The organism is uncultured Senegalimassilia sp. (assembly GCF_902464545.1).
In the GTDB taxonomy this organism is placed as follows: domain Bacteria; phylum Actinomycetota; class Coriobacteriia; order Coriobacteriales; family Eggerthellaceae; genus Senegalimassilia.
In genome coordinates this window covers 1-15,424 of the sequence record NZ_CABQJR010000001.1, presented here as the reverse complement: position 1 = coordinate 15,424, position 15,424 = coordinate 1, and the positions used below count along the sequence as shown (strand labels likewise).

Genomic DNA, 15,424 nt, shown 5'->3' with positions numbered 1-15,424 from the left:
GCCCTAAGCCTCCATTCCAGCGGGCTTGGCGGCGGGAGACCCCGAGGGGTCCTTGCCGTCGCCGTCGCCCAAGACGTCGTTCATGTCGTTGCGCAGCTTGCGCTCGTGGTTCTTACGGCGAAGCGCCGCCGCAAGACCATAGACAGCCGTCAGGACCATGCCGACGATCATGTACCAGTGCACCCAGCAACGATCCTCGACCGACTCCCTGCCCAACGGGTTCTCGGCGTCGTAGATCCGCTCCTCCTCGACCGGGTTATCGGCCTCGGGGCCGCCCGTCACCGATTCGTACGCGCCCTCGAGCACGTCGGCCAACGCATCGAGCGGGCCGGCGGCCGCAGGCGCCGGAGTCGAAGCCGAGGCGGGCGTCGAGCCGTTGCCAGGATTCGGAGTCGAACCGGGCGTCGTGCCGTCCGGAGTCGTGCCAGGCGTCGAGCCGTCGCCGGGGGTCGGGCTCGGGGTGGGCTCCGGCGTCGGAGTCGTGCCGTCATCCGGATTCGGCGTCGGGGGCACCGGAGCCGGCGTGACCGTCAACGTGCCCAGGTGCTCGTCGATGACGTAGTTGGCAGCATCGACATCGCCCCACGTGATGCGATAGGTGTTCTCGGAGCTGCCCACCTCGGTCTGGCTGCCGGTGGTGGCCGCCGTGACTCGATCCTCGCCCTGCAGGCCCTCGATCGACAGCTCGCTGTTCGTGAGCTCGCTGCCGTCGTAGATCTTCGAGTCGCTGCCCGTGGTCACCGCCAGCGGCGCGGGCGTGATGTGGTACGTGCGCTCGACGCTGCCGGCGAAGTTGCCCTTGCCGATGACGATCACGGTCACCTCGCCGACGTTCTTCACATCACCGGAGAAGGAAAGCTCGTAATCGCGGCCCTTCACCAGCGCCTTGCCGCCCTTGTCGACCACTTCGGGCTCGAAGCGCTGATCGGCGCCGTTGTACACCGTGTCGGCCAGATAGCCGACCGTCACGCCGCCGAACGCGCCGGCATCGTCGGGGTCGATGGACTGCGCCGACACCGTCAGCGTGCCGAGGTTCTCCACGACCGTGTAGTTCGCCGCCTTCGCGCTGCCATCCCAAACCAGCTCGTAGCCGTTCACGCTCGAGCCGACCTCGGTCTGGCTGCCGGTGGTCTTGAAGGTTGCGGTCTCGCCGCTCACGAAGCCGGACACCCTGCCCTCGGCCGTCAGCGCATCGCCATCGAAGACCCTCGTAACGCTCGGGGTGGTCACGGTCAGCTTCGCCGGCTCGACCTTGATGGTGTCGTCGACGAACTTGATGTTCAACTTTGAGGTGACGTCCTCGCCCTCGGCGTTCTTGATGACGAGCACGTCTGCCGTGGCCGCCACCTCGCCGTCGGAGACGTCCTTCGCGCTTGCCGCGGACTCGGCGGTCTCAAGCGAGTAGCCCTCGGGCAGATTGGCCACCTTGACGGTGGCGCCGTGGGACGCGCCGTCGTAGGTAAAGGTGCCGCCCGTGGTGGTCACGACCACCTCGTCGGCGGACTCGGTGACGGTCAGCTTGCCGATAGTCTCGGCCTCAAGCCTGTAGTTCGCCCGCTTCGCTGTCCCGCTCCACTCGATCTTGTAGGCGTTGTCGCTCTCGCCGACCTTGGTCTGACTGCCGACCACCTTGAACGCGACGGTCTCGCCGTTGACCAGGCCGTCGACCTTGCCGTCAGCGGTCAGGGGCTTGCCGTCGTAAACCTTGTTGGCGCTTTCGGTGGTCACCGTCAGCGGCGCAGGGGCGATCTGGTACGCCACGTCGACGCTGCCGGCGTAGTCGCCCTTGCCGGTCACAGTCACCGTGACGGTACCCGCGTCGGTCGCGTTCCCGGAGTACGTCAACTCGTAGTCGACGCCCTCGACCAGCACCTTATCGCCGTCCTTCACGACCGGCTTCTGCTGCTGGGCCTTGCCGCTGTACACGACGTCGGCCGGAGCCCGGACGGTCATATCGGCCGCGGCGATCTGCTTGGCCGTGACGCTCAGCACGCCCTCGTCCTTGGAGATGGCGTAGTTGTCCGCGTTGAAGCCCTCGCTCTCGGTATAGACGATCGTGTTCGCCACCTTGCCGTCGGAAACGTGGGTAGCGCTGCCCGTGGCGCGCACGGCGGAGACCTGGCCGTCGACGAAGCCCTCATCGCCGAGCTGCTTCCAGCCGACAACCTCGGGCCTGGTGAGCGCGGTGCCGTCGAACACCTTCGAGGCGCTGTCGCTCTTCAGGTTGACCGCGCGCTTGGTGACGGACAGCTGCTGCGAGCCGTACACGTAGCCCTCGTAGTTGCCCAGGCTGGACGCACGGAGCTGGACCGTCGCGGAATCTGCCACATCGGTCGCCGTGAGCGAGCCGGGGTCGGTCGTCCAGCTCTCGCCGTCAAGGCTGTACTCGATGGTCACCGGATCCTGCGTCGGGACCGTCGCGGAAGCAACCTGCGCCGCAAGCGGCTTGCCGTCGTAGACCTTGGAAGCGGAGCTGCCGCTCAGCGCGATCTTCCCCTCCGCCTTGGCCGCGGCCACCTCAAGCGTCCCGATGACATCGGCGCCGTGGATGTAGTTGCCCTCCTTCGCGGACTTGTCGAACGCGATCGCGTATGCGTTCGCGATGGAGCCCGCATCAGTCTGGCTGCCGGTCACGGAAAGCGACGCCTCCTCGCCGTTGACCAGGCCGACGATCTTGCCGGGCGCCGTCAGCGCGGTGCCGTCATAGACCTTGAAGGCCCCTTCGGTCACGACATGGTACTCGGCGGGCGCGATCTTGATGGCACCGGCCTGCCTCTCGATATCCAACTTATCGGTGACGTCCTCGCCCTGGGCGTTGACGATGACCAGCTCGTCGACCGAAGCGGTCACGCCCGCCTCATCGGTCGCATCGGTTGCCGTGGCGTTGGAGTGCGCAGCCTTCACCGAATAGCCCTCGGGCAGGCCGGACACGGTCACATCGACGCCGTGGGCCTGGCCGTCATAGACGCCGGAATAGCTGCCGGGCGTCGCGACCACGCGGCCGGCGAACTCGGTGACGGTCAGCTTGCCGATGGATTCGGAAACCGTGTAGTTCGCCTGCTTGGCGGTGGCGCCCGCCGCCGCCCAGTCGATGGCGTAGGTGTTGTCGCTCGTGCCCACCTCGGTCTGGGAGCCGGTGGTCTCGAAGGGCGCGGACTCACCGCTGACGAAGCCGGAGACGGAGCCGGCGGCGGTCAGGGCGTTCCCGTTGTAGACCCCGGATGCGCTCGGCGTGGCAACCGTCAGCGGCGCGGGCGTGATACGGTACGCGCGCTCGACGCTGCCGGCGTAGTTGCCCTGGCCGGTGACGGTCACCGTGATGACGCCCGTCACGTTGGTGAAGTCATCGGCGCTATAGGACACCGTGTAGTCGACGCCCTCCGTCAGGAGCTTCTCCCCGTCCTTCACCTCGGGAGCCCACTTGTGCTCACGGCCGTCGTAGACAAGGTCGCTCGGGCTGGAAACCGTCATGTCGGCGGAGGAGACGATATCCTTCACGACGACGGACAGCTCGCCCTCGTTCTTCTCGATGGCGAAGTTGCTTACCTTGAAGCCGTCCTTCCAGGTGTAGGCGATGGTGTTGGGAACCTTGCCCTCGGCCACCGTCATGACCTTGCCGACCGCCTGCAGGTCATCGACCTGGCTGCGGAACAAGGCCTCGGCGCCCTGGACCGTCACCGCGTCATCGGACTGGTACGCGCCGTTGTACAAGAACTCGCGCGTGTTGGACGCAAGCTTCACGAAAGCGGGCGCGATCTGGTACTCTCTGGTAACGGAGCCGGTGTAATCGCCGATGCCCGTAATGGTCACCTTGATGGCGCCCGTCACGTTGGTGAAGTCATCGGTGCTGTAGGTCACCGTGTAATCGCGACCCTCGACGAGCGCGTTGCCGTCCTTGCCGGTGACCACGGGAATCCACTTATGCTCGCGCGCGTCGTAAACGGCGTCGCTCGGAGCGTTGACCTTCACTCCGGCATACGCGCCCGGGATCGGGTCGTCCGGGTTGATGGACTGCGCGCTCACCGTCAGCGTGCCGTACCTATAGGTGATGTCGTAGTTCTCCACCTTCGTGCTGCCGTTGCCGGGCTTTGCGGCGAAGGTGTTCTTGCTGGAGCCCACGGAGGTCTGGAAGCCGAAGAAGTCGTAGCCGAACTCCTCGCCGGAGGCAAGCGAGCCATCCTCCACGCTGACCTTGTGCTCGGTGAGCGCGGTGCCGTCGTAGACCTTGGAGGCGTCGCCGGAGACAAGCGTCACCGGGCGCTTGGTCACGACGAGCGAAGCCTTGCCGGTCGCCACGTTGCCGAACTGGTCGGTGACGTCCTGGCCGGCGGCGTTCGTGATGATATAGGAATCGACCTCGGCCGTAACGTACCCGGCATCGGTGGTGGAGCCCTTGGTCTTGGCCGAAAGGGCGAAACCTGCGGGCACGCCGATCACGTTGACCCCGGCGCTTTCGAGAGCCGTGCCGTCGTAGACCTTGGTGCCGCCCTGCGGGATAACCACGATACCGGCCATGCTCTTGGTGACCTCGAGCGTGCCGAGGTTCTCCTCGACCGTGTAGTTCTCCGCCTTCGCGTTGTCGTCCCACACCAGCTCGTAGCCGTTTTCGCTCGTGCCGACGGTGGTCTGGCCGCCGGTGGTCTTGAGGGTGGCCGCCTCACCGTTCACGAAGCCGGACGCCTTGCCCTCGGCCGTCAGCGCATTGCCGTCATAGGGCTTGGAGGCGCTCGGAGTGGTCACGGTCAGCTTCGCCGGCTCGACCTTGATGGCGCCGTCGACGAACTTGACGTTCAGCTTGGAGGTGACGTCCTCGCCCTGGGCGTTCTTGATGACGAGCACGTCGGCCGTTGCCGCCACTTCGCCGTCGGAAACGTTCGTCGCCGTAGCGCTGGACGCGGCGGCCTCGAGCGTGTAGCCCTCGGGCAGGGCGCCGACCGTCACGGTAGCGCCATGAGCCGTGCCATCGTAGGTGAAGGCGCCGCCCGTGGTGGTCACGACCACCTGGTCGGCGAACTCGGTGACGGTCAGCTTGCCGATGGATTCGGAGACCGTGTAGTTCGCCTGCTTGGCGGTGGCGCCCGCCGCCGCCCAGTCGATGGCGTAGGTGTTGTCGCTCGTGCCCACCTCGGTCTGGCTGCCGGTGGTCTCGAAGGGCGCGGACTCGCCGTTGACGAAGCCGGAGACGGAGCCGGCGGCGGTCAGGGGCTTGCCGTTGTAGACCCCGGAGGCACTCGGCGTGGCAACCGCCAGCGGCGCGGGCGTGATGAGATACTCCACGTCGACGCTGCCGGCATAGTTACCCTTGCCGGTGACGGTCACGGTCACCGTGCCCGCATCGGTCGTGTTCTCGGAGTACGTCAGCTCGTAGTCGACGCCTTCAGTCAGCGCCTTTTCGCCGTCCTTCACGACCGGCTTCTGCTGCTGGCTTTCACCGTTGTAGATAACGTCGGGCAGGCTGCTGACGGTCATCTGGGCGATGCCCTTCGGCGTGACGGTCAACGTGCCGTCGTTCTGCGCAGCGATATAGTAATTGCCTTTCTTGGCGGTATCCCACGTGATGTCATCCAACGTGATGTCCGACACCGTGTTGGCGGAAGAGCCGACCTCGGTCTGGGAACCATGGGCTTGGGCGGCCGCGGTCTCGCCGCCGACAAGGCCTTCGATCGTCGCGCCCGCAGTCAGGGCTTCACCGTCATAGACCTTGGAAGCGCTTTCCGCGTTCACGATCAGCGGGGCCTTCGTGATCTCGTACGCCTTCACGCACGTGCCCGTGTAGCTGCCCTTGCCGGCGATCGTCACGTTGACGACCTTCACGTTCACGAAGTCGTCGGTATCGTAGGTCACCGTGTAATCGCTGCCCTCGACGAGCTTGTTGCCGTCCTTGTCGGTGACCTCGGGAGCCCACTTGTGCTCCGTGCCGTCGTAGACATGGTCGTTCGGCTCGTCGATCGCGACGCCCTTATAGGAATCCGGGTTCTGCGGATCGGGTGTGATGGACTGAGCCGTCACCGTAAGGGTGCCGACGTGCTCGCCGATGATGTTGTAGTTGTTCTCCGCACCGGGCTTGAGCTGGTAGGAAATCACGTTCTCGGAAGAGCCGACCTCGGTCTGCGAGCCCGTCGCGTGCACCTGGCCGTCACCGGAAAGGTCGGTCCAGATGAAGCCCGTGTCAGGACGGTTCGGGCCCATGTCGACCCAGTCCTTCGCAAGGGGCGCACCGTCATACACTTTGGACGCGCTGGCAGACGTCAGCTCGACGTCGCGCTTCTGGATGGTAAGCGTCTGCTCTGCATACTTATAGCCGCTGTAGTTCGCGGCGGAAGCGCGAACCTCGACGGTCAAGGCGCCGGCGTTGATCGCCGTGATCGCGGAAGCATTGCTGCGCCACTCGGTATCGGCGCTGGCGTTGACGCGATACTCAAGGTTCACGTCGGTTCCCGCAACGGAAGCCGAAGCCGCTGCGGCACCCGCCTCATGCGAAGACGCATCATATATATAGGTAGCGTTGTTCGGCGTGATGGCGATGCCATCTTCGGCCGCAAGCGCCGTGATGCTCAGCTTGCCCTCGTCCTTGGAGATGGTGTAGTTGCTCTCGTTGAAGCCAGCGTTCGTGTCGTATGCAATCGAGTTGGTAACCCCGCCCTGGGCAACGGTGGTCACGGAACCCGTAGCGCGAACGTTGGAAACCTCGCCCGTCACAAAGCCGGTGTCTCCCTGCTGCTGCCAGCCGGAAACCTCGGGCTTGGTAAGCGCGGTGCCGTCGTAAGGCTTAGAGCCGCCCTCGGATTTCAGACCAACGGTGCGCTTGGTGATCTGATACGTGCGCTCGACCTTGCCGGAATAGTTGCCGATACCGGTGATGGTCACCGTGATCTTGCCGGTAACATTGGTGTGGTCAGCGGTGCTGTATTCGACGGTGTAATCCTTGCCGGGCTCAAGCGTGCGCTCCCCATCCTTGACGACGGGCGTCCACGTCTGATCCTGACCGTTGTAGACGACATCCGCAGGCGAATCGACGGACATCGTGTTCTTCGGGTTCTCGGGATCGGGAACGATGGACTTCGGCGTAATGGTCAGCGTGCCGTCCGTTACGGCGAACACGACCTTCGAGAAGTTATCGCTCTTGTTGATGAACTGCTCGGAAGCAAGGTTCATGTTGTAGGTTCCGACATTTGTCCCCTTAGCAATGGCTTCGCCGCTGAAGGTGAAGTCGCCTTCCTTGTACAGCGGATTGGATGCCTCCTCGACGAAGTCGTAGCCTTCGACGGACTGCTCGGAGCCGTTATATTCAACGGTCTTGTTATGGCCGGCGATGGTCGCAACCACCTCGGAATCGCTAGCGGTCACCACGAGCTTGCCGTACTCGGTCGTCACCCAGTAGTCGTTGGCGTTCGTGCCCTCGTTGAAGGTGTAGTCGAAGGTGTTGTCGCTTTCGCCGGCATCGGTCTGGGAACCGGTGACGTTGATGGTCACGCCCTCGCCGTCGATGAAGCCGGTCCCCTCGCCCTTCGTTTCAACCGTCACGGTATCGTTGGTGAGCGGTTTGCCGTCATATTTCTTGTTATCGCCCTTAGAAGTCAGCTTGACCGGGCGGCTGGTAATGGCGACCCACTCCCCATCTTTGTTTTCCGCATACTGGCCAGCAGCGTAGTTCGCGCCCGTCGCGCGCAACTTCACTTCCTGGTAGCCGAAATGGGTCAGCGTGATACTCGACGGATCGTCCGTCCACTGCTCGCCATCGGTGCTGTACTCTACCTTGAGCGCATTGCCGAACTTGTCGGTGGCTTTTGCGACATACGCGGAAAGCGGTGTGCCGTCGTAGACCTTCTGCACATCGTGCACATCCCAGACGACCTTGCCAGCATCCAGATCGCCGCCCGTAATCTCAAGCGAGCCATCGACGACCACGAACTCCACGTTGGTGAAGTTGCCGCTGATGTTGGAGAATAGCCCAGAAGCCAGGTTCATGTTATAGGTGCCGGCATTCGTGCCCTTGGCAACGGCCGTTCCGCTGAAGGCAAGGTCGCCTTCCTTGTACAGCGGATTGGATGCCTTGAAGTCGTAACCGGCCACACTCTGCTCGGAGCCGCTGTACGGCAGCGTGGCGCTGTTGCCCGTGATGGTGACGGTGACCTTGTCGGCAACCGGCGTCACCTCAAGGGTGCCTTCTTCCTTAGTAATAGTGTAGTTGTCGAAGTTGGTGTTCGAGTTGCGCTCGTACGTGAACGAGTTGGCCACCTTGCCAGCGTCGGTAATGGTGCCCGTCACGTTATAGACAGCGCCCTCGCCCGCAACGAAGCCATCGCCGCCAACGGTAACGCCATCGTTGGTCAGCGCCTCGCCGTTGTACACCCGGCTATCGCTTGCCGAGGTCAGCGTGACGGAGCGTTTCGCGATTTCCAGCTTGCCCGGAACCAGCGTAACCGCGAACTGGCTGGACACATCGTTGCCGTTGGCATCCTTCACCACCGGCGTGCCGCTGATGGTGTTCGCATATTCGCCGGCGTTAACGGCCCTCGGGTCGGAGGTATTCAGGCCCTCGACCGTGTACTTCTGGCCGTCCACCGTGAACTCGGACGTTTTCAATCCCGTCGCCGCGTGCTCAACGCCGTCGTACCTGTTGCCGGTGGAGGAGTTCGCCTCAACCGTGACCTGGTACTGCGCCTGGCGATTGGTCACCGTCAGCTGACCGGGGATCACGCCGATATCGTAATTGCCTTCCTTGGTGTTCCCATTCAGCGTGTAGTTGAACGCGTTGGGGCTTCCGCCCACCAGCGTCTGGGAACCGGTGAAGACGTAAGCGGCGCCTTCGCCCTCGACCCAGCCAGACTCCTCCGCAAGCGGGGTCTGCCCCTCGCCGCCGTTTTTGTTGGTCAGAGCCGTGCCGTCATATTCCTTCGTAAGGTCAGCGGACCGAAGCGTCACCTTCGCCTTGGAGATGGCAACGGAGCCGTTCGTGATATTGAAGCGGACATTGGGGAAGTTGACCGCATCAGCATTCGCGAACTTGCCCTGCAGGTCCATGACGGTCGTGCCGGCATCGGTGCGCGACACGCTGTTCTCGCCGGAGAAAGCGACCTTTGCGCTGGTGTACAGCGCGTTGGAAGACGCAAAGGTGTAACCGGTAGCCGTCAAAGGCTTACCGTTGTAGGTGCCTTCGGCATGGTCGCCCGTGATGGTCACCACGACCTCATCGGACACCGGGTTCACCTTCAGGACGCCCTCGACTTTGGTGACGTTGTAGTTGCGGTAGGCGCCCTCAGCGTCTTTCGCCAGCCCGTTACCCGCAGCATCCACCAGCTCGTACGTGAACGCGTTAGCGCTGCTGCCGGCATCGGTCTGAGAACCGGTGACATCTACGACGAGCTTGTCCCCGGTAGCCAGGCTGCCGCTCGTAACGCTGACGTTATGGTCTTCGAGCGGGTTGCCGTCATAGGTTTTCTCAGCCGGCGTGTCGGAAGTCAGCGTCACGGCACGCTTCGCGATGACGAGCGAGCCGTCGACGATTTCGAATTTCACGTTGGCGAAGTTAGCGCTGCCGTTCTTGAAGTCCTCGGGCTTGAGGTTCATCTCATAGGTGCCGGCATCGGTGCCCTTGGCAACCTTATCATCAGGAGAGCCCACGAACTTGACAGCCGTGGCGGCGTAGTTACTGTTCGAGATGTTGGCAAAGGAGTAGCCCTCGATGGACTGCTCTGAACCGTTGTATTCCTTGGCGTCGGATTTTTCGGCAATAGTGACGACCACCTCATCGGTGTTGGGCGTCACCTCAAGTTTGCCGGGCTTATACGTGATGTTGTAGTTGGATGCCTTGGTGCCATCCTTGAGCACGACGCTGTCCTGCACCACGTTGCTGTCGGTTTCACCGACGTTGGTGATGGAGCCGTCAACCCTGGCGGACGCGATGCCGTCATCGCCCACGAAGCCATCGGCCATGAACTCGCGCTCCGCCTCAGCGGCGGTCAGCGCGGACCCGTTGTAAGTCCTGGTCGCAGAGCCGGCAGTCACGGTTACCTCGGCAGGGCTGATGGTCAACGTGCCCGGGGCGACGCTGATGGAGAACTCCTCCGTCACGTCGTTGCCGTTCGGGTCGGTCACCTTATAGCCGCGCTCGCCGCTGGTGACAATATTGCTGTAGGTGCCAGCATCCGTGCCTGAAGCGTTCGCGCGGTAATTCGAGACGGTGTACTCAACGCCGTCGAAGGTCCACCTATCCTGCTCCACGCCGGACACCGTGTGCTCTTTGCCGTCATAGGTAGCGCCGTCATCGCTCTTGCCCGTCAGCGTGATGGCATACTTCTTGTCGTCCGAACGATGCTTCACCGTCAGCGTTCCCGGCTTCACGGTAACGCTGTAGTTATCCCCGTTCGTCCCCGTTTGGAACTTCCAGCTGTTGTCCTTAATGGTGCTGGCGGAGGTGCCGCACTGGGTCTGCGAGCCCTCCACGGTAACATTGGAGATGCCCTGGCCGTCAACGAAGCCCTTGGTAGTGAACTTCGGGTCAGCCTGATCGGCGGTCAGCGCGCTGCCGTCGTATTCCTTTTCCGCGGACCCAGCCGTGATCGTCACGGCGCGCTTGTCGATGGTGAGCTTGCCGTCCTCGGTCGTGATCTTGAATTGATCGGTCACGTCGTTGCCATGGGGGTCGGTAACGACGACGTCTGAAACCTTGTTCTCATACGTGCCGGCGTCCACCTTGCTCTCGGCACCGGACGTCTTAGCCCGGATGGAGAACCGAACGCCTTCTTTATTAGTATAGGAGGTCGTCTCCAAGCCGGTTGCGCTATGGGGCTGCCCATTATAGACGGACGTACCGCTTGCGCCCTTGACGGTGACCTCGTACTTCTTATTGTCGGCGCGCGCGTTGACCACCAGCTTGCCAAACACAAGCTGCACGTCATAGTTGTTAAGGTTGGTGCTGGAAGTGTAGGCGGGCTCGAACTTGTTCTCATACGTACCCGGCAGGATATTGTTCTCGTCATACCAGGTGAGTTTGTCTTTAGCCAAGACGCCATCTTTGCCCGCGAAGCCGTCGCCGCTCACTCTCTCGCCGATATTGGTGCGACGCTGCAGCGTTTTGCCATCGTAGTTCTTATCACCGTCTTCGGATGTCAAGATAACGGTGCGTTTGCCAATGGTAAGCACGCCATCACGCCCAACCCGGAACTTCACGTTGACGTAGTTCTTGGCGGCATCACCCTTGAGCGAGAACTGCGTTTCGGCAAGGCCCATCTTGTACTCGCCGGCATCAGTGCCCTTTGCTTCTGCCTTACCGGTGAAGCTGATATCGCCTTCACCCACACCAGCAGGCAAACCGGAAACGTCGTAGCCCGAGACACTCTGCTCTTCACCGCTGTACTTCTCCCCGCCGTTGTGACCGGAAATCGTAATGGTAACCTCGTCGGTAACGGGGCCGATGTGCAGGTTGCCGGGCGTCGTCTGGGTCACGACATAGTTATTATCGGAGCTGACCTTGCCGATGGTGCCATTCGCGAACGTATACGGGTAATCCCCGGCGTTCGTGCCCTTGCCGCCCTCGAGCGTTACGCCGTCGAAGCTGGTGCTCGCGCCTTCGGGAAGGTTCGTCGTGTAGCCTTCGACGCTCTGCTCGGAGCCGTTATAGGTTTTGTTATCATCGGAGTTCGCCGTCAGCGAAACGTTCTGGCGGTAGTAGAACTTCACCACGTTCTTGGACTCGTCGGCACCGAGCTTGAGGTCCTTGACATTATCGCTGACCGGCGTGTAACCGGCAATCGCCTTGGGCTCAAGCCCGGTGACCTGGTCGCCTACCACATGGCCCGAATGCTTCTCGCTTGGAGAAAGCGGTTCGTCCGAACCCGTCCAGTAGTACTCGACGCTATAGTCCACCGGATTTGCTCTGTAGTAGAAGTTGATGGAGGAGTCGGTGCCCACCACACCGGATTTCGCATCCGTGGACACAGGCGTGTAACCCGGGATGTCGATCGGCGTTTGCGTAACTTTCTGGCCCTTCATATAGCCGGTAAGAGTCTGTGAGGGAGCAACGGGGGTATTCGTGTTATCGAGATAGTAGTTCACCTGAATCGACTGGTCGCACGGCACATATTTGCCATAGTAGAAGACGTTCTCGGCCGTGGTAACAGGGAACGTCACCGGCTGCGTGCAATCCTTGTCGGAATACCAACCCATGAACTTATATGTTACGCCGTTGACGGTCTTCTCGGCTTCGGGCGCAGCAGGCGCAACAACCTGCGCGGCACCATCTTTCACCTCAAGCGTCGAAACGGAATACTGCTTATCGAAACCGGTCGCGCCCGCAGACTGTAGCCAGAACGTTGCCGTCACAACCTGCTTGACCTTGATCTCGACCTTGCAGTCAAGATGATAGATACCGCTATTATTCGAGATCTTATACGGATGCAGGACAATGGCCTCGACGTCGTCTTTGCTGATCGACACGTGCAGCTTGTCCTCTATCTCGGACTTATAGCTATCGAAAACCTTATCCCAGTAGGAATTACCCTGCGGCAGGGTCCAAGAAGATCCGGCGGAGCCGTCGGGCCATTTTACGACACGGTTCGCAACGTTGTCCCATGTGTTTTGGCCGCTGAAGGCCGCCCCCTCGACGTTTACCTTGACACCCAAGTTGCTTTGCCCGCCCGTCGGGAACCAATCGCCCGCCGAATTCGAGTCGGGGTTGTTCGTCGGGCTCTTCAGGAAGAAGAGCTTGGCGTTTATTTGCTGTGCAGTCGATTCCGTCACCGCCACCTCGTGGGTGGCGGTGAGCACCTTGCCCTCAGCCGTAACCGTGGTGGCCACGATGGTGACCTTGCCCGGCTTGACGCCGACCACCTTGCCGGCGGCATCGATGGTGGCGACCGAGGGGTCGCTCGAGGTCCACGTGACGTCCGTATCGGCGTTGGTCTTAAGCGTGATGCTCTTGAACTGCTCGACGGTGGTATCAGAGTCAGTGATTTCGAGCGAGGTTATCGGGGCCTTAGGCAGCACATGAATGGTGAATTTCTCAGTTATCCATTGCCAACTGCTGTTCCAATAGCCATGCATTAGGACTACATCGCCCTTGGCCTGACCCGTTACTGTTACGCTATCGCCGTCTTTCTCAAACGAGATAAAGCCTTCGTCTTTGCCTGGATACCACCAACTGCTGTAGTTGCTCCACTCGTTACCGCTCGTCCCTTGGTATGTTGCAGTCTCGCCAACATAGATCCACTTCTCGAAGTCCGTGTTGTCGGGCTTCTTGGTGGAGTCGGCGAGCGTAACCTCATCGCCCTGGGCGACGGAAGTGGGGCCGGAGATGGCACCTGCGCCGGAGACGGAAGCCTGCGTCTTCTCGGTAGCATCATCCTCGATGGAGACGGCGGCGGCATTCTTGCCGGATTCGCTGGAAACAGCCTCAGTCTCAAGCGTCACGGTCGCACCGGCGGCGACGTCGGTGGCTGAAACGGTGTAAACGCCCTGGTCATCGGGTGAGATGGGGTTCTCCTTGCCGGAAACCTTGAGCACCGCCTTCGTGAGGTTGTAGCCGTTATCGGGGGACACCGTGAACTTGAAGTCGTCCTTCACGGGCACGGTGACCTTTTTCGCAGGCGCGGAGACGACCTGGTTCATATACGTAATGGAGGCGTTGCCCAGCACCAGCTCGACGTCGGCCGTTTCGGCATCCTGCTTCGCGCTTTCGACCTCCTGCGTCGCAGCGGGCTGCGCGGACTCGGAGGCGCTCGGGGCGGCCTGTTGCTGCGACGCAGTGGACGTAGGCTGCTCGCTTGCCGCGGGCGCTGCAGAGCTTTCCGCGGACGCCGCGGAGCTTGCCGCCGTATCAGCGGCCTTGTCGGCCGAGCTCGTGGCTGCACCGGACGAAGCGCCTTCCACCTGCGCCGCCGCATCATCGGCCGCGGCGCCGTCGCCGGCATACACCTGCGACGGCGAGACCGCCGGCCAGCCGAATCCCATCAAGACGACGGACAGCGCCACGGACAGCGCCTTGTGGCCCAGCGAGTATCGCTGCGCCATGCTGTCCACCGTCAGCTCGTTGCTCTTTGCCTTCATATCGTTCACCTCATCAAGCGTTTCCGTCGGAAACGTTCGCAATTGAAATACCGTTTCAACCCGTCTCGCCGCCGCGCGCGATCATTCGAAGCGCGCAGTCGGCCTAGTGCAGGCTATTGTGGGCAATTATATAACGATTCCCCCTATTCTGTACCTCCCCTGCCACTAATTATCTGTATTCAAATCAAATAAATTCATATATGAAATCCCAGTTCAATATTCGATTCTGCCCATTTCTTCGATTCGCCCGCAACAAACAACGCGCCTTTTGCATGTCCGCAGAACTGTCACCCCTCCGATAGAAGGGTTTTCCGGGCTTTCCCGACAACGTGACGAACGATGAAGCGAACGAACGATCTCGTGTCAAAACCGTTTAACTGCGCAGGCCGAAACCCCACCCTCCACGCGTATAATCGACGCATCATGGAATCATCCGCACAGACAAGGCGCACCTCCCCGCTCATCGCCGCCATCGCGGCGACGGCCTTCTGCGCCCTGCTGTGGCTTACCGCATGCAGCGGATCCGGCGGCGCGGGAGGCGCCGGCAAGGACCAGGCCACCGGCGCCGCGTTCTCCCCTGCCGCAACAGTCGAGGAAACGCAGTTCGACGCGAGCGCCGCCACGGGCGCCAACGACGCGCTCATCGATGCATCTCGCGCCCAGGACGGCTACGTCAGCGTGAGCGCTGCTTCGAGCGCGCGCATAAAAGCCCAGGTCATCAGCGGCCAGGCAAGCTCCAGCTTCGACATGCCCCAAGACGGCACGCCCATCGCGTGCCCGCTGGCGTTCGGCGACGGCCCGTACACGGTGCGCATTATGCGCAACACGTCGGGCAACAACTACGTTGAACTGTGCAGCGCCGACATCGAAGTCGCGCTGACCTCGGAGTTTGCCCCGTTCCTGCACCCGAACGTCTACTGCAGCTACACCGCCTCCAGCAGCTGCGTGGCCAAAGCCCGCGAGCTGGTCGAAGGCTGCGAGAACCAAGGGGAGGCCCTACGCGCGATCTGCACCTACATCGTCGACAACGTCGCCTACGACGACGACAAGGCCGCAAAGCTCAAGGATTCCACCGGATACATCCCCGACCCGGACGAGACGCTGCAGTCGGGCAAAGGCATCTGCTTCGACTACGCAAGCCTGGGCGCCGCTATGCTGCGAAGCCAGGGGGTTCCCGCGAAGATCGTCACCGGCACCGTCTCGCCGCAAGGCATCTACCACGCCTGGATCATGGTGAACATCGACGGCACCTGGCAAAGCGCCCGCTTCAGCGTCTCCCCGAACACCTGGTCGCGCATCGACCTGACCTTCGCGGCAACGGGAGGCGGGGCGAACGTCGGGGACGGGGAAAGCTACACCGACCGCTATGTGTACTAGC

2 protein-coding genes are annotated in these 15,424 nt (G+C 62.1%); one reads left to right on the top strand and one right to left on the bottom strand.

Annotated features, from left to right (window positions below):
* Nucleotides 1-3: 3 nt before the first annotated feature.
* Entirely contained in the window at nucleotides 4-14,046 is a 14,043-nt protein-coding gene (locus tag RDW26_RS00010; RefSeq protein WP_307981905.1) for an Ig-like domain-containing protein, read from the bottom strand.
* A gap of 423 nt (nucleotides 14,047-14,469) precedes the next feature.
* Here RDW26_RS00010 and RDW26_RS00005 point away from each other — a divergent pair, with 423 nt between their 5' ends.
* Nucleotides 14,470-15,423, top strand: a complete 954-nt coding sequence (locus tag RDW26_RS00005; protein ID WP_307981903.1) for a transglutaminase domain-containing protein — start codon at nucleotides 14,470-14,472, stop codon at nucleotides 15,421-15,423.
* Nucleotide 15,424 lies beyond the last annotated feature (1 nt).